Source organism: Halorubrum ejinorense (assembly GCF_055389685.1).
The window spans coordinates 675,361-696,341 of record NZ_AP043777.1; the positions used below are offsets into that span (position 1 = coordinate 675,361).

Below are 20,981 nucleotides of genomic sequence, written 5' to 3' on the forward strand. Positions count from 1 at the left end.
ACGAAACGCACACAAGTAAATGCGTGGCGCCCGAGACACTCTTCGAGTTCATTGGATCGCACACTGGCTTCGGTCCGAGCGGGACGGTTCTCGCGCTCGCCTCCGGACCCGTCGAGGCGTCGGGCGGTAACGCCGCCATCGGCCCGGACCGGGAGCGTTCACGGACCACGGAGCGAACTAGCCCGGCGGCGATACTCCGCCCGCCCGTCCGACGAGCGGCGGTGTCCCACCGGGTCGAACGACTGGACATAGGGCGGGTCACCGACGCGAGATGATACGCGCGTTCCTCACCGGGGTCAAAGAGCACCTCATCTACGTCGTCGTCGGGTCTCTCGCCGTCGGACTCGCGTTCGGCCAGGTCGCCGGTCCGGCGACGAAGGGCGCACTGAAGATCGCCGTCACCCCGATCCTGTTCGTCATGATCTACCCGATGATGATCAACGTCGACCTCCGAGAGGTGGTCAACGTCCGGGATCACGCCGGACCGGTTGGGGTGAGCCTGCTGGTCAACTTCGGGATCGCCCCGGCGCTGGCGATCGGCCTCGCTCGGGGCTTTTTCGGCGGGAACGTCGCCTACGCCGTCGGGCTGTACTTCATCGCCCTCATCCCGACTTCGGGAATGACGGCGGCGTGGACCGGCCTCGCCGACGGCGACCTCGAGGCGGCACTGGTCGCGATGGCGGTGAACCTACTGGCAGCGGTCGCGATCCTGCCGGCGTACCTGTCGGTACTCGTGCCCGCCAACGTCGGGTTCGATCCGTCCGCACTGTACCGGCAGCTCCTCCAAATCGTCGTCGCGCCGATGGTCGCCGGCACGCTCACCCGCGGGCTGTTGCTCCGGCGATACTCTCCGGAGGGATTCAAACGGCTGAAACCCCTGTTCGGCGGGCTGTCGTCTCTCGGCGTACTGTTGATCGTGTTCGTCGCGATGACCTTACGGTCGAGTCAGATCCTCGCGGATCCGGTCGCCTCGGCGAGTACGATCTTCCCCTTGGTGGTGTTTTACGCCGCGCTCCTCAGCGTCGCTGTCCTCCTCGGACGGGCCCTGCTGGACCCGCCGCGGGCGGTCGCGCTGGTGTACGCCACCAGCATGCGCAACCTCTCGATAGCGCTGGCGATCGTCGTCGCCGCCGAGGCGATTCCCGCCGCCGCGGTCCTGCCGATCGCGCTGGCGTACGTCATCCAGCCACCGTTGGGTGCGGTGTACATGCACTATCGGCGTGACGTCGTCGGCGAGGGGCTCTCGATCCGCGAAGCGGCCGCGCGACTCGTCTGAGCCGAGCGCGTCACGCCGCCGTAATACGGCGGCGCCCGACGTCCTCGCCGGAACGGCGCCTCGATCAGTCCCGGACGGGTGGCGAGTCGGGCCCGGTGTCCGGTATCGCGAAGTCATCGATGGCCCCGTCGAACTCCGTGTACCAGTCGTTGAGCGTCCGGTACATGTCACGACTGACCGCTCCGGAGTCCACGACGGAGTAGACGTGACAGTAGCCGCCGTCGTCGTAGTTCACCTGCTCCTTCTCGACCACTCCGGTCGCGAGCAACCGCTGGACCGACCGGTACACCGTCGACCGGTCGTGCCCGACCGCCGCCGCGACGTCGTCGACCGTCAGCGGCCGATTCGACGATCCGAGCGCCCGGAAACACGACTCGTCTAACCCGGTGTGCCCGTAGAAACAACCGAGCAGCGCTTCACAGTCCATGTCCCGTGTGAGCTGGTCAGCGACCGAATCGACCATTCCGAGACGGAGTACGGAGCAAGGCCACTTAATACATTTGCGTATTTTTCACAATACTAAGCGGCGAGACACCGATTCGGACTCCGTGTTTCGACGTCGAGACGGCGCCGGATCACCCGGCCTCGTCCGCGTGCGACGCCAGATACAGCCCCCCTTGACGGCGCACGTGCTGACACTCGCCCGATCACGGTCCGCGGTGGACCCGGTCAGAGGTGACCGCAGATCAACTGTGCGTGTATAGTACATTACACACAAAAGTACTTGGCGTTACCACTCCTCGGGTACAGTATGAGCCCGGCACTCGCGGTGATCGACGCGTCAGTGGGCGACACCCCGGCGGAGTCGAACCTCCGTCGCGAACTCGACGCGGACCTCTCCGTCTACAAGATCAGCGACGGCGAGTTCCCGCCGTCGGTGTCGGCGGCGGACTGGCGCTTCGACGGCGTCGTCATCAGCGGCTCGCAGACCTCAGTGTACGACGACCGCGACTGGATCCACGAGGCGACGGAGTGGGTCCGCCGGGTTCACCGGTCCGACGTACCGATCCTCGGAATTTGTTGGGGCCACCAGTTCCTCGCACAGGCGCTGGGCGGCCGAGTCGCCGACATGGGTGCGTACGAACTCGGGTACGAGCGGATCGAACGCGTGGGGGAGGACCCGTTACTCGAGGGCGTCCCCGAGACGTTCACCAGCTTCGAGACCCACTCAGATCGGGTCGTGGAGCTCCCCGCGGGCGCGGCGACGCTCGCTCGCAACGACAACGGTGTACAGGCGTTCCGCGTCGGAAGCACGTACGGCGTCCAGTTCCACCCGGAGTACGACCGCGAGACCGCGGTCTGGGTGACGGAGGGCAAGGACCTCCCGGACGAACGCGTCCGCTCCGTGCTCAACGGTATCTCCGACGAATCCGTCGAGGCCGCTCGGGCGAGTAAACGGATCTTCGATAACTTCCGACGCCTCGCTGAAACCCATCAGCCGGTCCAGCGGGCCTGACCACAGTCGCCCGCGGAGCGGCTCGCCGCGAGTCTCCGCGGGCCGACACCGCCGCGGCGCGTTCAGGCGTACCGTTCGATCACCGAGCGTAGCTCCGCCTTCTGCTTTACACCCACCATCTGTTCGACCTCCTCGCCGTCGGCGAAGAGGGACATCGTCGGGACGCCCCGAACCTGGTGTCGCTGTGCCAGCCCCTGGTGCCGGTCGATGTCGACCTTGGCCACGGTGGCGTCGGTCTCGGCGGCCAGCTCCTCGACGATCGGTTCGAGCATCTGACACGGACCACACCAGTCCGCGTAGAAGTCGACGAGAACGACCCCGTCCGCCGCGACGAGTTCGTCGAAGTGGTCGTCGCCCTCGACGTGAACGGGTTCGCGTCGACCCTCGACGGCTTCGGCGGCGCCGCCGTCCGTCGCTCTCTCCCGTAGCTCCTCGAGCTTCTTTCGTCGGATCTCGTCTCGATCGCTCATCGCGTCTCCCTTGCGGCTAGATCCATATAATGGTTATGTGTGTTATGTACAATATCTACCGAGCGGATTGATGCCGATCGACATCCGATGTCAGCGTACCGGCCGTGTTCGACCATCCGAGCGTGCCGACAACACGAGACGATAGAGGCGGTCAGGCGCGTCCATGTGCGTTTGAATCTGCTTCCTCCGGTAGCTGCTGTGCGTTTCAGAGCCGTGTGAGACGCCGCGCGCGATCTCCGTGCGGCCGGAATACATAAGTGAGTATAGTACAAAATATACAATACGCATGTCTGGTGTCGCGATCATCGGCGGCGGCCCGACCGGACTGAACGCCGCCATCTACACGGCCAGAGCGGACAGGCGGACGCTCGTGTTCGACGACGGCGGCGGGACGACCCGCGACGTGGACACGATGGAGAACGTTTACGGATTCCCGGAGGGCGTCACCGGTCCAGAGCTCGTCGACTTGGGTCAACGACACGCGAAGAAGTACGGCGCCGAAATCGTCGAAGAGGAAGTCGTCCGGATCGAACCCGACGACGAGCGGTACCGGATCGAAACGACGGTCGACGAGTACGCCGTCGACGGCGTGATCATCGCCACGGGCGCCGACTACGAGCGACCGGCCATCGGAGACGTGGCGTCGTACGAGGGCCGCGGCGTCTCCTACTGCGTCGAGTGTGACGCGTACTTCTACCGAGACAGCCCCGTCGCCGTCGTCGGGGACGACAACTACGCCGCGACGGAGGCGCTGATGCTGCTCGACTACACCGACGACGTCCGGATTCTCACCAACGGGTCGTCGTTCGAGGCCGACGAGGGGCTTCGAGAGCGAGTCGCCGACGCGGGGATCCCCGTGACCACCGACCGGCTCGACCGGCTCGTCGGGGAGGAGGGGCTCGAAGCCGCTGTCACGCGCTCGGGCGAGGAGATCGCGATCGACGGGCTGTTCGTCGCGCTGGGTACCGCCGGCGGCACCGACCTCGCGGAGATGCTCGGGGTCCCCGTCGACGGCGACGACATCGTCACCGACCCCGACCAGTCGACGCCGGTAGACCGGGTGTACGCGGCGGGCGACGTCACGGGCGGGCACCAACAGATCGCCACCTCCGTCGGGGAAGGGGCCCGCGCGGCGATCAACCTCCTCGAGGAGCTCCGCGGTGCGGACTACATCGACTACAAGAAACTCGAGTCGCAGCCGGCCTGACCGACTCGTCGCTGCCGAGCCGCCGTCCCTCCCGCCTTCGTTGCCCGCACCGATCCTCGGTCCGTGCCCCCGGGCGACGCGTCGACGCCGGCGCGTCGAACGGGGCCGTCCGCGATGGGTCTCAAGTGTACTCGGCACGAACGTACCCCATGAGCCGACCAGAGGAGATCGCCGGCGTCGAGGGCGTGGACTGCGACGGGGTTCAGGCGCTCGTCACCGGCTCGACGAGCGGGATCGGACGGGCGGCGGCCCTCGCGCTCGGACGGCTCGGCGCCGACGTCATCGTTCACGGCCGCGACCGGTCCGCCGGCGACGCCGTCGTCGACGAACTCGAAGCGACCGGGTCGGACGCGCGGTTCGTGCCGGCGGACTTCGCCGACCCCGACTCGGTCCGCGACCTCGCGGCGACCGTCCGGGAAGCGACCGACGGGCTCGACGTCTTGATCAACAACGCCGGCGGCTTCTTCCGAGAGGGGCGACGGACCGACCTCGGCGTCGAGTACACGTTCCACGTGAACCACCTCGGTCCCTACCTGTTGACGGCCGAGCTCCTCGATCACCTCACCGACGGCAGCCGGGTCGTGACGACGGCCTCCGCCGCCCATCGGGGGTCCGAACTCGACCTCACGCGGGTCCGCACGGTCGAGGACTACTCGGCCACGTGGGCGTACGGGCACTCGAAGCTCGCCAACGTCCTGTTCGCGGCCGAACTCGCCAAGCGCGTCGAGACGCTCGATCGGTCCGTCGTCTCGAACAGCATCCACCCCGGAGCGATCCCCGGCAGCGGGTTCAGTCGGTTCCTCCCGGGCCCGCTGCCGCGCGCGCTTCAGGCGCTCGACGCGCTGCCGTTCGTGACGAGCGTCGCGGACGGTGCCGCCGAGCTGCTCGTTCCCGCCGTGTCGCCCGAGACGGCCGACGTCACCGGGAAGTACTTCGCCGACCGGCGACCTACCGAGCCGTCGCGGGCGGCGCGGGACGCGACCGCGGCCCGCCGCCTGTGGGAGGTGAGCGCCGATCTGCTCGGCATCGATCCGCCGCTGCCGGACGCGTCGCCGGGTTCGGAGTGACGGTTCCGCGGCCTCGCGCTCGGCGGCCTCAGCATTTTCGAGGTGGAGCCCCCGACCTCAAGGAGCAAACGGAGTGAGCGAGTAGGTCGGGGAGGAAACCGACATGGGACGACACAACCGCCACACCGCGACCGACCGACTCCCAGGCCTATAAGTACCGTCGGGTACTCTCTGAAACTATGGGTGTGCGTCGAACCGCCGTCGTGAAACTCGCCGTTTCCGACGAGCAACGCGACGCACTCCACCGAACCGCCGACCAATACCGGTATTGTGCGAACCGAACCGCCGACTACTGTTGGTCCGACACCTCCTACACTGAGTGTAAGACCAACAAGCGAGAGGTTCGTGACGCGCTCTACGCCGAACTTCGGGAGGAGACAGACCTACAGGCCCAACTTGTCCAAGCCGCTATCAAACGTGCTGTCGAAGCCGTCAAAGCGTGTGTCGAACGGTGGAAAAAGGGACAGCGCGTCTCTCAACCGACGTTCACCGCCGAAACGATGGACTACGACACACGGAGCGCGACCTTCTACCGGAACAAGGTGTCACTGGCAACTGTTGAGGGCCGAGTCGAACCCTCGTTTGTTCTCCCGGCAGACAGTCCGACGCCCTACGAGCGGTACGTACTCTCCGAGAACTATGAGTTCCGCGAGAGTACGCTTCGGTACGACGCGGCCACTGACGAGTTCTACCTCAACATTTCGACGCGGCGGACACACAGTGACGATGGGGTTTCGGAAGATACCGGGCACTCCGACCAAACGGTCCTCGGTATCGACCTCGGCGTCAACAGCCTCGCTGTGTCCTCAACCGGCACGTTTTGGCAGGGGGACGACTACGACCACTGGTGTCGTGAGTTCGAGAAGCGACGTGGTGAGATGCAACAACGCGGCACGGAGGCCGCACACAAGGCCCTGCTTCGCCTCGGGAAGCGTGAAGAAGCCTGGCGCAAACAGTACATCCACACGATCGCCAACGAACTCGTCTCGGAAGCCGTCGAACACGACTGCGACGTAATCGCGTTCGAGGAGTTGAGCGACATTCGAGAGCGGCTTCCACACGCGAAGTGGCACCACGTCTGGGCGTTCCGACGCCTGTTTGAATACGTCTCATACAAAGGCCCTGAACAGGGGGTCTCCGTGGAGCAGGTCGAGCCGAACCACACATCCCAACGCTGTTCTCGAACAGACTGTGGCTTTACGCACGACGGCAACCGCCACGGTGAACACTTCGAGTGCCAGAAATGCAGCTATGAGGTCAACGCGGATTATAACGCTGCGAAGAACATTGGTGTGCGGTACGCTCGGAAGCGACAGCACAAACTCCGTTCCTCGCCCAAGTCGGGGGACGGAGACGCACCAGTAGACGTGCGTGTGAATGGTGGGACCTTGAACGGCGAGAGTTACCAGCCTCTTGCTGGCGACTGATTGCCGGGAGTCCACATCAAAGCCCTACCCTCAAGGACCGAGGCGCATAGCGCCGAGGGAGTAGGGTAGGGTAGTTTACGCGCCGCCGACCAGTTCCATCCCCTCGCGGACGGCCTCGCGCTGCCCGAGGAGCGTGACGTGGTCGCCGCGCTCGATGACGGTGTCCGCGCCCGGGACTTCGACCGACTCCCGGTCTCCGTCGCTGATGACGGCGATCAGACAGCCGTCGGGCAGCAATGTCCCCACCTCCTTGACCTTCTTGCCGAAGAACGTCTCGTTGGTGACCTCGAGCTGTTGGACGTCGCCGTTGTGACCGACCTCGGTCATCCAGTGGGCCAGGTCCGGCCGCTCGATCTGGTTGTCGAGGGCCCACGCGGCCGACATCGCGGCCGAGATGGTTCTCACGCCTAAGTCCTCGAACGCCTCGACGTTGTCGGAGTTGTTCGCCTTCGCTAAGACGCGCTCGACGCCGAAATTCGTCTTCGATAGCTGCGCGACGAGGAGGTTCGCGTCGTCGTCACCGGTGGCGGCGACGACGATCTTGGCGTTGTCCGCCCCCGCCTTCCGCAACAGCTCCGTGTCCGTTCCGTCGCCGATGACGGTGGAGAAGCCGTCGTTTCGGAGCGATTCGACCTTCGCCTCATCGTGTTCGACGATGACGACGTTTTCGCCGCGGTCTTCGAGGCGTTCGGCGAGCGCGCGGCCCACCTGCCCGCCTCCGACGATGATGACTCTCATGGGTATGACGTTGAGGTACTGCGCGATGTAGCGTGCCAGCCCGCCCTGAACGAGGGCGGTGACGAAGATGACCAGGAACACCGTCCCGATCAGGAGGTCCGCCTGCTGTGCGAGGGCGGGGTCGTTGAGCTCGGTTGCGGCCGCCCTGAGCTCGGTGGCGAACAGCGTCGCGACCGACGCCGGGATGATCCCGCGCGGTCCGATGGCGCTGATGAACAGTCGCTCCGAGAGGGTGAACCGATCGCCGATCGTGGAGACGAACACGAGGAGCGGCCGGATCACGACGGCGATGACGACGACCACCCCGAGCCCGGCGAGCCCCACGTCGAATATCGCCGCCGGCGGCAACTGGGCGGCGAGCGCGATGAACACGAACGACAACACGAGCAGCGTGATGTCGCCTTTGAAGTCGGTGATCTCCTCTTTGTACGGGACGTCTAAGTTCCCGAGAGCGAGGCCCGCGGTGGCGGCGGCCGCGACGCCGGCCTCGCTCGCTAGCTGGTTCGCGCCGGCGAACGCGGCCAGCGCGCCGGCGAGCACGAGCAGCCGCGCGTTCCGCGGCGCCGCGCCGGGCGAGAGGTCGACGTACCGGAGCAGGTAGTAGAGGACGCCCGCGACGACGAGACCGACGAGGAGGCCGCCGCCGAGCCGGAGCGCGAAGCCGCGGACGAGCCCCTCTGCGGCGACCGTCGGGTTCACGGCCTCGAAGAGCACGACGGCCGTGATCGCGGCCGTCACGTCGTTGACGATCCCCTCGGTCTCGAGGACGGCCGCGACTTGGTCCCTGACCGGGACGACCTCGAGGATCGGAGAGATGACCGTCGGTCCCGTGGCGACGAGCAGCGCGCCGATCACGAACGAGAGCGCCCAGGGTAACCCCTCGAGGAACCGGACCGCAACCGCGGTGCCGACCAGCGCGATGGCGGCGCCGATCGTCACGAGCCGAACCGCCGCCCGCGGCGCCTTCTGGATGCGCTCGAACTCCAGGTGGAAGGCGCCCTCGAACACGATGATCGCGACCGCGAGCCCGACGATCGCCGGGAGGGAGCTCCCGAAGGTCTCGCTGGTCACGATTCCGAGTCCCGGTCTCCCGATTATCACCCCGACCAACAGGAAGAAGATGATACTCGGTACTCGGAGCCGAGCCGCGAGGATCTGTGCGAGGACGCCGAGTCCGATGATCCCCGCGACCAGTGGAATCAGGAACTCCTGTGCCACACTGGGTTCACCTGTGTGAACGTCTACTACTGCGCCGGAATAAAAGACGGTTGATGCGTCGCCCCGCGACCGGTCGGAACCGCGATCCGCCCGCGACGCGCTCCCGCCGCGGCGACGGCGAGCGGACTCTGAACCGGACTGCTGCCGCCCGCCCGCGGTGCCGTCGGCCTACCGCGCCGGCGAGCGCGCGTCGTCGGTCGAGTCCGTCGACACGGACCGCACCGCGTCCCAGCCCCTGACACAGGCGCCACACAGGTAGTACGCGAAGCCGTCGACGTCACGGTGCGTGAGCGAGGCGTCGATACCGCATCTCTCACAGTTCATGCCCGGTCAGTTCTCCATCGGGAATATATGTCTTCTGTTCGCGAACTCGTCCGTGATAATACGTGATAGAACCGACGGAACGGAAGTTCCGATCTCCGCCGTTCCACCGCGGTCGCTCAGTTGAGCGCGTCGAGGTCGAACTCGAAGGCGGCGACCGGCACCTCCAGGTCGTGCTCGACGAGCACCGCGGGGTGGAGTTCGCCGATCACGCCGGCGCGCTCGCCGTCGATCACGACGCTCGCGACGCGACCATCGATGAACGAGGGATGGTCGGTCGGGGGCGTCTCCACGTCGACGCCGAAGTCGCTACAGAGCGCCTGTAGCCGGCCCTTCGCGACCTCGTAGGAGGCGTCGCGGCGGGCGACCGCCCCGGCCACGTGCCGCGATTCGGCGACGCTCGTGTTCTCGTCGCCGTCGCGCTCGGCGACGAAGCCGACCTCGGCGACGTCCTGCGGGTAGGCGTTGTGGGTGTTCCGCTCTAACAGCATCACGAGCGACGGGAGCGCCCAGCTGCGCAGTTGGGTGTACTCCTCGCTGTACGGCTCCGTGATCTCGACCGGATCCCCGCCGCCGAAGACGCCGGCGCCGTCGACCGCGGCGCCGCCGGTGCCCGGCTCGACGCGCATCCGTTCGTAGTTCTCCTCGCCGCTCGTCATGTGGAAATTCAGCAGGTCCTCGAAGCCGAGGCCGACGAGGCTCGTCCGGACCGCGTCCTCTAGCCGCGAGCGCTCGTGGCGGCCGCCGACGGTGCCCACGTCCGGGTAGCGCGGCTCCAAGTTGTCGAACCCGTACGCCCGCCCCACGTCGTCGACGAGGTCGAGCGGGTGGAGCACGTCGACGCGGTACGGCGGGATCGATACCTCGTAGGTCACGTCCTCACCGAGCGTGTAGCTCGCGTCCAGCCCGGCGCGCTCGAAGCAGTCGACGACCTCCTCGGGCTCGAAGTCGACCCCGAGCAGCGTCTCGATCCGGTCGTGTGCCACCGACTTCTCGTCGACGTCGAGGTTCGGACGAACGAGTTCTGCCCCGTACTCGCTCGGGTGCGTCGCGCCGTCGGCGTAGTTCACCTCGACCTCCTCGATCGTCGCGCCGCGGGCCGACAGGGCGTAACAGATGATCGTACACATCTTGTCGATCGTCCACTGGTCGGTGCCGGTGAGCTCGACGAGCAGTTCCCGGGAGCCGGTCGTCACCTCCGTCCGCTTCCCGTTGATGACCGGCGGGAACGAGAACAGGCCCAGCTCGTCGTAGATCGCGGGGTAGCGGTCGAGGTCGGCGACGAGGTCGGCGTAGGTCTCGCCCGTGGCGTGCTCGGTGAGCACCTCGGCGGGGGTCAGCTCGTCGTTCGCGTCCAGCGGCACGAACGGCGCGCCGTCGGGGTCGACGCCGCGGTAGGTGATCGAGCGCTCCGCGCCCTCCTGGAGCGGCGCGCCCTTCACCATCGCGAGGTCGTGGATCCCGATCGCGCCCTTCGCGCGGCCGCGCCCCATCGTCGCGTGGAGCTTCTCTTGGAGCTGGATCAGCGACTCCAGCGCCGCCTCGTCGAGGTCGACGCCGCGGACCACGGCCCCGGTGACGTACGGCCGCTCGTCGGGCACCGACTCGTCGACCTCGATGGTCCACTCGGGGTCGTTCGTGTTCGGCACGTACACGCCGCGCGCGTCGCCGTAGTGGTACCGCAGTGAGCGCGCGACGCCCTCGACGGAGAGCCGGTCGAGCCGGTCGGGCGCGAACTCGAACTGGTACTGCCCCTCCTCGGTCTCGCCTTCGAACTCCAAGCCGAGCCCGAACAGGTCCGCCTTGAGGTCGTCGTCCGACAGGTCCTCGTGACCGGTGAGCTCGCGGAGTTCGTCGGGGTCGACGTCGACGACGGGCATCAGTAGCTCACCTCCGCGTTCCGCAGGAAGTCGATGTCGGCCAGGGTCCCGTGGAGGTCGCGGATGTCCTCCGCGCCCGTGGTCAACATCGCGAGCCGCTCTAAGGCGAGTCCCCACGCCATCACGTCGCAGTCGACGCCGAGCGGGCCGGTGACCTCCTCGCGGAAGACGCCGGAGTTACCGATCTCGATCTCCTCGCCAGTCTCCGGGTGTTCGCCGAACAGCTCGAAGGAGGGCTCGGTGTAGGGGTTGTAGTGCGGCTTGAACCGGATGTCGGTGATCCCGAACTGCCGGTAGAACTCCTCGAAGGTGCCCATGAGGTCACGCACCGACAGGTCCTCCGCCATCACCCACCCTTCGATCTGGAAGAACTCCAGTAAGTGCGTGGGGTCCAAGGTGTCGTTCCGGTACACCTTCTCGACCGAGAAGTACCGCTGGGGCGGCTCCAGGTCGGCGCCCGCGATCCCCGAGAGGTAACGCATCGACAGCGACGTGGTGTGGCCGCGCAGGGCGACCTCGCGAGCGAAGTCCTCGGACCACGGGGAGTGGTAGCCGTCGCCGTCGTCCCCCCAGCCGTCGCGGTGGGCCGCCTCGACGCGGTCGATCAGCTCCGCCGGGATCGACTCCATCGGGTCCACGTCGAGCGCGAAGCGGTCCCAGTGGGTCCGCGCCGGGTGGTCTTGGGGCATGAACAGGCAGTCGTTGATCCAGAAGTCGGCGTCAGCGTGGGGTCCCTCCATCTCCTGGAAGCCCATGCCGACCAGCACGTCCTTCACGCGGTCCGCCGTCCGGCGGAGCACGTGCTTGCGGCCGCCGCGAGCGGTCTCCGCCTCGGCCTCGACGTTGTACTCGGCGAACTCCACGTCGCGCCACTCGCCGCTGGCGAGCAGTTCCGGCGTGAGCGCCCCCACCGTCTCGGTCGCCTCGACGCCCATCATCAGCGCGTCGACGCCGTCGTCGGTGAGCCGAACCGTCCGCGTGACCGACTCGCCGCGGTCGACGAGCCCGCGGGAGTCCAACTGGTCGAGCACCGCCTCGTCGACGCCGGGGTCGCCGCTGCCGGCCAGCGCCGCGAGCGCCGTCGCCTCCGCGTCCCCGTCCGGGTCGGCGTCGGGGTCGACCGAGAGCTCGCCGCTCTCGACGGTGCCGAACCCCTTGCGCGCGAAGTTCGCGAGCGCGATGTCGACCTCCGGACCGTCGAGGTCGGCCTCGCCGATGACGGCCCCCATCGAGACCGGCTCGGCGCCGGCGCCGGCGTCGAGCCCGGCCCGGTAGAGCCGCGTCTCGGGGAGCCCGGCGTCGACGTAGGTCCGCCCCTCGTCGGTGAGTTCGAGCGTCTCGTCGGTTACCGACCCGACCTCGACGAGCCCTTCGTCCGCGAGGTCGAACGCCGCCCCGGCGACCGTTTCGGGCTTCGTGTCGGTCTCGGCGGCGATCTCCGCTACCGTCCGCTCGTCCGTCGCGCTCGCGGCCTCGAGGACCGCGAGCTGTCGTTTCGGGAGTCGCATTCGAGTTGTCTCTACACGCGTGCGGCTGGTTGGTAACGGTTCCGGGACCGCGCCGCCGCCCGAGACTCACTTCTGATAAACTGAACGACCAGTTTATGTGGTCTGCCGGAGTGTCGGCATGTATGAGCAGCGCAACAGCCGGATCGAGCGATTCCGGTTCGGTACCCGAGACGGCCCGCGTCCGTCACGGCGGCGACGGTCCCGCGCCCAGCCTCGCCGTCGTCGAAGCGATCGCCGACCTCGCCGGGGTCGAACCCGCCGACCTTCTCGAAGAAGAGGGCGTGGTGCTGTACGACCACGTCGACCCGGACGCCCTAGACGCCGTCGTCGCCGGCCGGCCCGACAGCGACGTCGACGTCTCGCTTTCGGTCGCGGGCTACGACGTCACCGTCGGCCCCGACTCCGCCGTCGCCCGACAGACGCAGAGCTGAGTCACGGGCCGACACCACCGACTCCGTCCCTCTCCGCTCTTTCCTCTCACTCCGACCCGTCGGTCCGCTCGCGGAGCCGCGCGATTCGGTCGCCGAGCGGCGGCTGGACCTCGAACCACGTCGACCAGTCTCCGGTCTGGGGCTCGACGCCGCGGCGCTCCGCGACGCGCTCGAACGCGTCGGCGACGTGGTCGGCGCCGACCGCGTCCGCGGCGCGGGCGTCAGCCGCGTACTGGACCCGCCGGCCGGCCCAGAAGGAGACGAGGCCGACGCTGATCACTGTCAGGAATCCCGCTTCGAACGGGACGAGCGTCGTCACGACCGCCGCCAGCGCCGCCAACACGCCGCCGACGGCGACCGCCCGGAACTCGGCGTAGTACGTCGCCACTCGGCCGGCCTCCGCCGCGAACAGGCCGATCGCGACGTCCTCGTCGAGGCCGGTGAGCACGTCCTCGGTGAGGAACAACACCCGCCGTCGGGGCGGTCCCCGGACGGACACCTCGGCGGGACCGGCGTTCTCGCTCCCGTCACCGTCCGATCCGACGGGTTCGATCGCGATCCGCTCGACGTCGAGACCGCCGGGCTCCGCCAGCGCCGCGATCTGCGCGCGCTCCGCGGGCGTCGGGTCCCGCAGGTCGCGGAACCTGTCGGCCGCGTACAGCGGGCCGACCGAGACCGCGATCGCCGCGACGACGGCGACTCCGAAGACGAACGCGACCGTGAGCATCGCTCTCGCCGAGGGGTCGCGGCGGGTAAAAGGACGCGATGTCGCGACGCCTCGCCCGTCCGCTCACTCCGGGACGCGGCGCGCCAGCGACCGAACGGCTGTTGCGGCGTCGCTGTCGGGGGCAGTGACCGCGACGGGTCGCTCCGCCGCCACCGACCGACCGACGCGCGGGTCGGCCGGCACCACCTCGACGGGCGCCCCGAGCGCGTCGCCGATCGCGTCCACCGGCGGAGGCTCAGTCACCCGGTTGACCGCGCAGCCGACCAGCCCGGCGTCGAGTTCGCGGGCGAGCTCCCGGGTCCGGATCGCGTCTGCCAGCGCGAACGCCCGCGGCGAGACGACGAGGAGACAGGCGTCCGCGACCGCGAGCGGCACGCCCGCGTCCGCCCGCCGCCCGGCCGGACAGTCGAGGACGACGGTCCCGAACTCGCGTTCGATCGCCTCGACCGCCTCCGCCAGCCGCGTCAGGTCCGCTGCGCGCGCGCCGGCCAGCGTCCGTCCGCAGGGGACGACGTCGACCGGTCCGGGTCGGACTGCCTCGGCCGGGTCTGCGGCGCCGGCGAGCACGTCGTGGAGGTCGGGACCGCGACCGCTCGGCAGGTCGGCCATCCCGAGGTCGGCGTCGACGACCGCCGCGTCGAGTTCGGCGGCGACGTTGTACGCGAGCGTCGTCTTCCCGACGCCGCCCTTCCCGCCGGCCACCGCGAGGATCACGCCAGCGCCTCCAGCGCCTCGGTCGGGACCTCGCTCTCGTCGGCGCGCTCGGCCAGCGCCGCGGCGCGGTCGCGGACCGCCTTCAGGCGCTCGGCGTCGGCCGCGACGCGCTCGTCGAGTCCCTCAATCGCGTCGAGGCCACCGGCCTCCTCGACGACCGCCGTCGCCGTCGCGAGGTCCGCGCCCGTCAGCCGCTCCGCCTGTTCGATCCGCGCCTCGACGGCAGCGAACCACGCCTCGATCTCGGCGGGAATCGCCGCGTTCGGCCGCTCTTCCGTGGTCGCGACCGGATCGGAACCGCCCTCGCCGACCGGTTCCGCGCGCTCTCCGTCGCCCTCGTCGCGTCCGGGATCGGCTCCGTCCGACCCGCGTTCGTCGTGATCGACCGCTTCCGCCCCAGCGACGGCTCGACGCGGCGGACGGTGGTCCGCGAGGTCTCGAACCGCCGTCTGAACGGAGGCCGTTTCGCCTTGTCTCGCCGCCTGCCCGTCAGCCGCCCCGGGCGTCGCGGGCGCCACGCCCGCGATCTCCACCGGCGGCTCGACCGGGTCCGCAAGGGTCGCGAACCCGAACGTCTCGCGCTCGCCGGGATCGATCACCGCCGTCACGCCTCCGGCGTCCCACCCCGCCTCGGGGACGCCGCCGCGCCGCGGCGGGAGCACCGCTCCGTCCAGCCGGCTCTCGATCCGGACTCGCCTCGGGACCGCCTCGTCGTTGCGCACTCTGACGCCGACGAGCGACGCGTCGCCCTCGCGGTCGACGGACCAGTCGAGTTCCATGCGCCGGGTCCCGCGGAATCGTACGTAAACGTCCGGGCGAAACGTCCGGTTCGCGATCTCAGTGCCCGTCGGATCTCCCGGCTCCGACCGACGCGAGTGATTCGCCTCTCACCCGGACCGGACTCGCTCGAAGCAGCGCCCTCGCGTTCCGCTTCGACGCCTCGACCGCTCGCGCCGCCTCGCCGCGCAGTTCGACGGCGCCGTCGAGCGCCGCGACCCTCACGGCAGCGAGCGACGCGGCGATCGGATCGCCGTCGTACGCGCCGGGGTCGTCGCCGGCCGCGTCGGGATCCCCGCCCGGGACGACCGCGAGCGCCTCCCGGAACTCCGGGTACACCGACGCGGCGAGTTCGCGGCGAGCGTCGCGCCGCCGGTTCCGAAGCCGGTCGCGGAGCCGCAGTCGGCGCCGGCGTTCGTCGCGGGCGCGCGCCGCCTCGGCCCGTGCGCGTTCGAGCGCCTGTTCGGCGGCGATCGCCTCAGTCTGTGCGGCCGACAGCTCGGCGGCGGCGGACTCTAACTCGTCGAGCGCGGCCTCCTCGTCGGCGTCGACCGCGCGACGCGCCCGCGCGTCACCGCGGAGCGTCGCGACCCGCTCTTTCAGCCGCTCGGTCTCGCCCGTCGCCTCCGCGACTCGCCGCCGCGCCGCCGTCAGGTCCACCGACTTCACGTCGATGTCCGCGAGTTCCGCCTCGATCTCGACGATCTCTGCCGCCACCGACGCGGTTCGGCCCCGCGAACGAGCGGCCGCCGCGAGCTGCCGTCGGAGCCCTGCGTCGGTCGGGAGCCGGCCGATCACCTCGCTCGGTTCCGGGGGCACTCGGGCGGGAGTCAAGCCCTCGTCTCGGTCCGCGTTCGAATCACCCGGCGTCGACGCGTCCCCGGTCACAGCTCCCGGTCGCGCATCGCCTCCGGGTCCGGGTGATCGGTGCCCGCGGCGAAGGCGGCGTACGGCGTCGCCTTCGCGGAGCGGTCCGCGTAGGCCGCGGCTGCCTCGCGGACCGCCGGCTCGACGGCGACGAACTCGTTGAACGGCTCGGTGCGCTCGATCTGAACGTCCCCGCCGTGTGACTCCCGCAGCCGCAGGGCGAGGAACGCGGCGTACTCCGTCTCGTCGAACAGCGCGGCGCGACCGAACCGCCGCGCGACGACCGACTCGTGGCGGCGACACAGGTTTCGAAGACCGGTTCGGGCGGCCGCCGAGTAGGTCACGACCAACAACACGCCCGCCGGTGGTCGATTTCGGAATTTATCGGTTCCGGACCCGAACGTTTCAGTCGCGTTCAGCGACGCTCCGACGCCACGCGCGACCGGAGTCGACGCTCAGACCCGATCAACGTCGAATTCGAGGGATTCCGGGTCATCCTCTCCGTTCTCGCCGTCGCTCGGGTGACCCTCGTCCGAATCGACGCCGCTCACCGCGAGGACGCGCTCGCGCGCCGCCGGCTCGGAGGGGGCGACGACGACCGTGCCGTCGACGGCGTCGTCGCCGACCGCACGGAACACGTCGTCGTCGCCGTCGAACTCGGTGGCGTACGTCCGGAGCACGGCCGCGACGCGCCGCTCGGTCGCGGCGAGGTCCGCGTCCCCGTTCTCGAACTCGCGGAGGGCGTCTTCGACGTTCCGTATCGCGGAGATGCGGTCCATCTACGTCGTCCGGAGGTGCCCCTGCTTGGGCTCGTACACTTCGCCTTTCGTGCGGAGCTTCTCGATCTCCTGTTCCGCCTTCCCGGGGTCCATCCCGATCTCGCCCGCGCGGTCGAGCACCTCGTCGACGGGCGCGCCCTGCTCGTACTCCTCTTCGACGTCCGCGATGAGCCCCTTGATGTTCTTGATGCGGTCGCGCTGGCTCTTCGAGGTGCCCGTCTCGACCACGTCGGCGTCGAACTGCCCGGTCTCCGGGTCGACGCCGATGTCCTTGAGACACGACTCGACGATGTCGGTCGCCCGCTCCGCGTCCTCGCGCTCGACGGTGTCCGAGAGGCGGACCCGCGCGCTCGCCTCCGAGAGCCGCACCATCGCCTCCAGCTTCCGCGCGGTGACCGGCACCGGCGCGTCCTCGTCGGCCCCCTTCGAACGGAGGTCGACGTAGAACTCCTCGATGATGTCTTTCGCCTCGTCCGTCATCGTCGGGAAACAGGAGCGCTTCGCGTGAGCGATGTACTTCCGAAGCAGCTCCGCGTCGATCTCCGGTGCCACCTCCTGGGTGACCGCGTCGACCTCCTCGGCGGTGAACTCCGAGGAGGGGACCTCCGCCCGCTGGGTGTTGAGCTCGCCGGCGTAGTTCGTCTTGATGATGTGTTTCGCCAGCCGCGAGTCGTGTTCCGCGTCCGGGCTGTCCGTCACCGTGAAGATCAGGTCGAACCGCGAGATGAGCGCGGGCTCTAAGTCGATCTGCTCGCCGATCGGCTCGTACTGGTCGAACCGGCCGTACTTCGGGTTCGCCGCGCCGAGCAGGGAACACCGCGCCTTCAGCGTCGCGTTGATCCCCGCCTTCGAGACGGAGATTTTCTGCTGTTCGAGCCCCTCGTGCATCGCGGAGCGGTCCGAGGAGTTGTGAACGACGAGCCCGTTCGCGACGAAGTTGTGCGTCCCTTCGACCGTCAGATCGTACACCCGCGGCCGCTCCCCGTCGTCGATCCGTGTCAGTATGGACCGCAGTTCCGCTTCGACGGCGTCGACCTCCTCGGCGACGGCCTCGCGCACGTCGTCGAGCCGATCCGTTTCGACGGCGCCGGACAGCCAGCGCGACACGGTCGCCTGCGTCACGTCCAGTCTCGACGCCACGTCCGCCTGACTGATCCCGTACGCGTCGAGCGCCGCCGACAGCTCCGCCCGCGTCTCGCTGACCGGACCGGGGTCGAGCAGGTCGCGAGCGCGTTGTTCGGCCGTCTCAACCGGTCCCCCGATGACGTCGGCGAGGCGCTGCCGGAGCACCTCGCCGCGGTGTTCGGTCGATTCCGGCGGCACCGTCTCGACCGACTCGACCTGTCGCCACTTCACGTCGCCGCGGACGAACTCGCGGAGGTCCCCGAGGTCGGTCGCCGCAACTTCGGTCAGCACCTCCCGGAGCCGGTCCGTCACCGTCCGGCGGACTTCCTCGCTTTCGCCCCACCCGCCGGAAATACGTTGCTGTGACAGCGTCGTCCCATCGGCCAACTCGGACTGCGAGACGTGGTATCGGTGCCGCAGTTCCGAGAGCGCCTCCCACGTCGGGCCCGCGTCGAGCGGGCCGACGTCGTCGGCCGCGCGCTCCCGGCGTTCCTCGAACGCCGCGAATATCCGCTCGGCGCGGTGGAGCGAGACGTTCGCGGCCCCGCTCTCGAAGTCGTGATAGGTGACCGGATTCACGCCGCACTCGCGCTGGTGAAGCCGGAGGGAGTCGCGACACCGCGCGAGCACGTCGTCGACCTCCGGGACCACGTCGAGGATCGTGCGACCGCCGCCGGCCGCGTCGACGACGCGGTCGAGCGCCTCCGCCTTTCGCGTGGCCGTGAACCCGACGTACCGCCGGAACGCCGCGAGCGAGTCGGCGTCGGTCACCGCGAGGTAGTACACGTCGCGGCCCCCGTCCCGCTCGCGGTGCTGGAGCTGGCTCGACACGCCGAACCCTAAGAGGAGGTTCCGCGCGCCATTCAGCAGGTCTCGGCTCGCAGACGCGATCCGAACGTTGCCGGCCGACTCGTCGACGTGCCCCTCGCTGTCGGCGAGCGCCCGGACGAACGCGGCCTTCGCCGCGCGGCTTCCGGTCGAGACGGCGGTCGGGAAGCACTTCTCGTCGTACCGACCGAGGTTCATCCCAGCGTCGAGGACGGCGTCGGCGTGTTCCTTCCCGGTGACGCGGACCGTCTCGACGCCGTCGTCGCGCTGTTCGCTCGGCGGTCGCACTGGCTCCGCGTCGAACGCCGCCCGCGCCGCGCGCTCGAAGTCGTCCAGCAGTTCCTCGTCCGCGTTGGTGAACCGGACGCCGTAGACGCCTTCGTCGCGGTCGTAGAAGACGTTCCCGTCGCCGGAGAGGTACCCGATGACGCTCGCCGTGGCGGCGTCGACGTCCTCCCCATCGACGGGCTCGGCCGCTGGCCCACTCCCGCCGCTCGCGGCTACCGCTCCGCCGTCCGCCGCCTTCGTCGGAAGCCTTCGTGGGACGTACACCCAGTCGCCGTCGTCGAGCGCGGCCGCCTCGCGCTCGACGCGCTCCCCGTCATCGAGGACGAAAAACGGGTGGTCGGCGGTCGCGGTCAGCGACTCGCCCGTCTCCGTCGTGACCCGGGTCAGCTCCGACGGCGCGTCGTACTCGTGCACCGCGGAGACGGACCGCTCCACGAGGTTCCCGTCTTCGTCCATCGACCAGACGTCGAGGTCGACGTCGTGGACGCGGCGACCGTTCGAGAGGTCTTCGATGTCGCCGTCCTCGGCCGCCTCTCGCGCCAGTTCGTCGATGCGCTCGACGCGGCCGTCGGCGAGCGAGACCAGCGTGTCGCCCGTGACGCAGTCCATCTTATCCAGCTCGTCGACTGCGGCGATCCCCTTGTCGGCGAGGACGAGCGCGCCGGCTTCGAGCGACCACTGCTGGCCGTCACCGAAGTCGTCGCGGACGGCGGCGGCCGTGAGCCCCGCCGCGGACGACCCCTTCCCGGAGGTGTACACCGAACGGGGCGCGATGTTTTCTACGTACGAAATCATCTGAGATTTACCGGTTCCGGGGTCGCCAATAAGGAGCATGTGGAGGTCGCCGCGGATCCGGGAGCCGTCGGGGAGGTGTTTGGTGACGCCGGAGAACAGCTGGAGGATCATCGCGAGCTTCTCCTCCTCGTAGCCGTAGATGGCCGGGGCGATGGAGCCGACCATCGCCTCGTAGATGTCGTCGCGCTCGGAGAGCTCGATGATGTCGCGTTTGTCCGCCTCCGTGATGTCCATGTCCTCGAACTCCTCGTCCTCGATGGAGATGGAGACGCCGTCCATGTACAGGTCGAAGATGGCGGACTTCTCGTTGCCCTGCTCGACCTGCTCGATGTGGAGGACGCCGACGCAGGTGACGTGGTCGCCGGGGCTCACCTCTCCCGTGATGTCGTCGACGATGTCCACGTCGAGCGACTGGGGCGTCTCGCCGCCGCGCAGGCCCTCGGGGGACTCCTGGATGCGGAGCTTCTGGGAGTCGACGAACTCGGACTGATCGAAGTTGACGCGGAAGGGACCCTGTCGCTCACAGCCTTGGCACTCGTGTGGCTCCTGAAAGCCGCCGTCGGACTGCGGGATATACGTCATCGTGCCGCAGCGCTGGCACTCGAAGGCGGCCTCGGTCACCTTCGGGCGCACGTCGGTGGCCTTCCGGACGATGCCCTGGACCGAGACCAGCTTGCCGATGTGGTCGTCGTGGACGCGGATGCCGCGGATGTCGACGCTGTCGGGGAGGTCCTCGATGCGGACGTGTGCGCGGCCGAGATTGACGTCCGCGGGGAGGTCGTAGAGCCGCAGCGCCTCCTCGGCGTACTCGCGCATCTGGTCCGGCTTGCTCTGGAAGTCCTCGGCGAGGTCGCGGTCGAACTGAAAGAGATCGTCGTAGGAGACGTACAGCGAGCGCTGCTCGTTGGGGTACCGCTGGGCGAGCTGTCCGATCTCCTCGCGGTAGTAGTTACGGTAGAACTGAATGAACCGCTCCGTGAGGTCCTGGGTGCCGGCCTGAGCCATTGCGACACCACTTCGTCGGCATCACGTATGAACCTCCGGTTCGGCGAGGAAGTGGTCCGGGCGGTGACCGCGCGTCT

The 20,981-nt window shown here is 68.8% G+C and carries 19 protein-coding genes; 6 read left to right on the forward strand and 13 right to left on the reverse strand.

What is annotated here, in order from left to right:
- Positions 1-271 precede the first annotated feature (271 nt).
- Entirely contained in the window at positions 272-1,276 is a 1,005-nt protein-coding gene (locus ACZ5KW_RS04360) for an arsenic resistance protein (protein ID WP_343776119.1), read from the forward strand.
- Positions 1,277-1,340: 64 nt separating this feature from the next.
- Here ACZ5KW_RS04360 and ACZ5KW_RS04365 read toward each other — a convergent pair whose 3' ends face one another.
- Complete coding sequence (locus ACZ5KW_RS04365) at positions 1,341-1,739, reverse strand: helix-turn-helix domain-containing protein (protein WP_343776117.1); 399 nt, start codon at positions 1,737-1,739, stop codon at positions 1,341-1,343.
- A 288-nt stretch (positions 1,740-2,027) separates the two neighbouring features.
- Here ACZ5KW_RS04365 and ACZ5KW_RS04370 point away from each other — a divergent pair, with 288 nt between their 5' ends.
- Positions 2,028-2,732, forward strand: a complete 705-nt coding sequence (locus tag ACZ5KW_RS04370; RefSeq protein ID WP_343776115.1) for a type 1 glutamine amidotransferase — start codon at positions 2,028-2,030, stop codon at positions 2,730-2,732.
- Positions 2,733-2,794: 62 nt separating this feature from the next.
- Here the strand turns inward: ACZ5KW_RS04370 and trxA are convergent, their stop codons facing one another.
- Complete coding sequence (gene trxA, locus ACZ5KW_RS04375; protein ID WP_343776113.1) at positions 2,795-3,202, reverse strand: thioredoxin; 408 nt, start codon at positions 3,200-3,202, stop codon at positions 2,795-2,797.
- Between the two features lie 286 nt (positions 3,203-3,488).
- Between trxA and ACZ5KW_RS04380 the strand changes: the two genes are divergently transcribed.
- From ACZ5KW_RS04380 to ACZ5KW_RS04390, 3 genes are all read left to right on the forward strand, one after another.
- Positions 3,489-4,409: an NAD(P)/FAD-dependent oxidoreductase gene (locus ACZ5KW_RS04380; protein WP_343776111.1), complete on the forward strand. Its 921-nt coding sequence runs from the start codon at positions 3,489-3,491 to the stop codon at positions 4,407-4,409.
- 149 nt (positions 4,410-4,558) lie between these two features.
- Positions 4,559-5,476 (forward strand): SDR family NAD(P)-dependent oxidoreductase, encoded by a 918-nt coding sequence (locus ACZ5KW_RS04385; RefSeq protein WP_343776109.1) that lies wholly within the window; start codon positions 4,559-4,561, stop codon positions 5,474-5,476.
- Between the two features lie 179 nt (positions 5,477-5,655).
- Positions 5,656-6,903, forward strand: coding sequence for an RNA-guided endonuclease InsQ/TnpB family protein (locus ACZ5KW_RS04390; RefSeq protein ID WP_343776107.1), 1,248 nt, complete (start codon positions 5,656-5,658; stop codon positions 6,901-6,903).
- 75 nt (positions 6,904-6,978) lie between these two features.
- Here the strand turns inward: ACZ5KW_RS04390 and ACZ5KW_RS04395 are convergent, their stop codons facing one another.
- The 4 genes from ACZ5KW_RS04395 to pheS all read right to left on the reverse strand — a co-directional run bounded on the left by ACZ5KW_RS04395 (position 6,979) and on the right by pheS (position 12,568).
- Positions 6,979-8,859 (reverse strand): cation:proton antiporter domain-containing protein, encoded by a 1,881-nt coding sequence (locus tag ACZ5KW_RS04395; RefSeq protein ID WP_343776106.1) that lies wholly within the window; start codon positions 8,857-8,859, stop codon positions 6,979-6,981.
- Between the two features lie 168 nt (positions 8,860-9,027).
- Positions 9,028-9,183 carry a hypothetical protein gene (locus tag ACZ5KW_RS04400; protein WP_343776104.1) on the reverse strand — a complete coding sequence of 52 codons (156 nt, stop codon included), beginning with the start codon at positions 9,181-9,183 and terminating at the stop codon, positions 9,028-9,030.
- A gap of 116 nt (positions 9,184-9,299) precedes the next feature.
- Positions 9,300-11,060, reverse strand: a complete 1,761-nt coding sequence (pheT, locus tag ACZ5KW_RS04405; protein ID WP_343776102.1) for a phenylalanine--tRNA ligase subunit beta — start codon at positions 11,058-11,060, stop codon at positions 9,300-9,302.
- A complete protein-coding gene (gene pheS / locus ACZ5KW_RS04410; protein WP_343776101.1) occupies positions 11,060-12,568 on the reverse strand; it encodes a phenylalanine--tRNA ligase subunit alpha in 1,509 nt (502 codons plus the stop codon). The genes pheT and pheS overlap by 1 nt, the downstream gene beginning before the upstream one ends.
- A gap of 122 nt (positions 12,569-12,690) precedes the next feature.
- On the opposite strand from pheS, the gene ACZ5KW_RS04415 reads away from it, so the two are divergent.
- Positions 12,691-12,999: a HalOD1 output domain-containing protein gene (locus tag ACZ5KW_RS04415; RefSeq protein WP_343776099.1), complete on the forward strand. Its 309-nt coding sequence runs from the start codon at positions 12,691-12,693 to the stop codon at positions 12,997-12,999.
- A 46-nt stretch (positions 13,000-13,045) separates the two neighbouring features.
- Here ACZ5KW_RS04415 and ACZ5KW_RS04420 read toward each other — a convergent pair whose 3' ends face one another.
- The 7 genes from ACZ5KW_RS04420 to ACZ5KW_RS04450 form a co-directional block, all read right to left on the reverse strand.
- A complete protein-coding gene (locus ACZ5KW_RS04420) occupies positions 13,046-13,726 on the reverse strand; it encodes a peptidase (protein WP_343776097.1) in 681 nt (226 codons plus the stop codon).
- A gap of 63 nt (positions 13,727-13,789) precedes the next feature.
- Positions 13,790-14,440 carry a nucleotide-binding protein gene (locus ACZ5KW_RS04425; RefSeq protein WP_343776096.1) on the reverse strand — a complete coding sequence of 217 codons (651 nt, stop codon included), beginning with the start codon at positions 14,438-14,440 and terminating at the stop codon, positions 13,790-13,792.
- The gene (locus tag ACZ5KW_RS04430; protein ID WP_343776095.1) at positions 14,437-15,219 is read right to left on the reverse strand and encodes a DUF7857 domain-containing protein; all 783 of its coding nucleotides are present in this window, start codon (positions 15,217-15,219) and stop codon (positions 14,437-14,439) included. The genes ACZ5KW_RS04425 and ACZ5KW_RS04430 overlap by 4 nt, the downstream gene beginning before the upstream one ends.
- A 58-nt stretch (positions 15,220-15,277) precedes the next feature.
- A complete protein-coding gene (locus ACZ5KW_RS04435; protein WP_425544599.1) occupies positions 15,278-16,105 on the reverse strand; it encodes a DUF7856 family protein in 828 nt (275 codons plus the stop codon).
- Positions 16,102-16,440: a DUF7855 family protein gene (locus ACZ5KW_RS04440; protein WP_343776094.1), complete on the reverse strand. Its 339-nt coding sequence runs from the start codon at positions 16,438-16,440 to the stop codon at positions 16,102-16,104. Before ACZ5KW_RS04440 ends, ACZ5KW_RS04435 begins: the two co-directional genes overlap by 4 nt.
- A 99-nt stretch (positions 16,441-16,539) precedes the next feature.
- Positions 16,540-16,863 carry a DUF7854 family protein gene (locus tag ACZ5KW_RS04445; protein ID WP_343776091.1) on the reverse strand — a complete coding sequence of 108 codons (324 nt, stop codon included), beginning with the start codon at positions 16,861-16,863 and terminating at the stop codon, positions 16,540-16,542.
- Positions 16,864-20,904, reverse strand: coding sequence for an LAGLIDADG family homing endonuclease (locus ACZ5KW_RS04450; RefSeq protein WP_343776089.1), 4,041 nt, complete (start codon positions 20,902-20,904; stop codon positions 16,864-16,866).
- Positions 20,905-20,981 lie beyond the last annotated feature (77 nt).

What these genes read in the sequence shown, in the direction of transcription:
- ACZ5KW_RS04360 (WP_343776119.1), top strand. Translation starts at nt 272, where the DNA reads ATGATACGCGCGTTCCTCACCGGGGTCAAAGAGCACCTCATCTACGTC.
- ACZ5KW_RS04365 (WP_343776117.1), bottom strand. Translation starts at nt 1,739, where the DNA reads ATGGTCGATTCGGTCGCTGACCAGCTCACACGGGACATGGACTGTGAA.
- ACZ5KW_RS04370 (WP_343776115.1), top strand. Translation starts at nt 2,028, where the DNA reads ATGAGCCCGGCACTCGCGGTGATCGACGCGTCAGTGGGCGACACCCCG.
- trxA (WP_343776113.1), bottom strand. Translation starts at nt 3,202, where the DNA reads ATGAGCGATCGAGACGAGATCCGACGAAAGAAGCTCGAGGAGCTACGG.
- ACZ5KW_RS04380 (WP_343776111.1), top strand. Translation starts at nt 3,489, where the DNA reads ATGTCTGGTGTCGCGATCATCGGCGGCGGCCCGACCGGACTGAACGCC.
- ACZ5KW_RS04385 (WP_343776109.1), top strand. Translation starts at nt 4,559, where the DNA reads ATGAGCCGACCAGAGGAGATCGCCGGCGTCGAGGGCGTGGACTGCGAC.
- ACZ5KW_RS04390 (WP_343776107.1), top strand. Translation starts at nt 5,656, where the DNA reads ATGGGTGTGCGTCGAACCGCCGTCGTGAAACTCGCCGTTTCCGACGAG.
- ACZ5KW_RS04400 (WP_343776104.1), bottom strand. Translation starts at nt 9,183, where the DNA reads ATGAACTGTGAGAGATGCGGTATCGACGCCTCGCTCACGCACCGTGAC.
- pheT (WP_343776102.1), bottom strand. Translation starts at nt 11,060, where the DNA reads ATGCCCGTCGTCGACGTCGACCCCGACGAACTCCGCGAGCTCACCGGT.
- pheS (WP_343776101.1), bottom strand. Translation starts at nt 12,568, where the DNA reads ATGCGACTCCCGAAACGACAGCTCGCGGTCCTCGAGGCCGCGAGCGCG.
- ACZ5KW_RS04415 (WP_343776099.1), top strand. Translation starts at nt 12,691, where the DNA reads ATGAGCAGCGCAACAGCCGGATCGAGCGATTCCGGTTCGGTACCCGAG.
- ACZ5KW_RS04420 (WP_343776097.1), bottom strand. Translation starts at nt 13,726, where the DNA reads ATGCTCACGGTCGCGTTCGTCTTCGGAGTCGCCGTCGTCGCGGCGATC.
- ACZ5KW_RS04430 (WP_343776095.1), bottom strand. Translation starts at nt 15,219, where the DNA reads ATGGAACTCGACTGGTCCGTCGACCGCGAGGGCGACGCGTCGCTCGTC.
- ACZ5KW_RS04445 (WP_343776091.1), bottom strand. Translation starts at nt 16,863, where the DNA reads ATGGACCGCATCTCCGCGATACGGAACGTCGAAGACGCCCTCCGCGAG.
- ACZ5KW_RS04450 (WP_343776089.1), bottom strand. Translation starts at nt 20,904, where the DNA reads ATGGCTCAGGCCGGCACCCAGGACCTCACGGAGCGGTTCATTCAGTTC.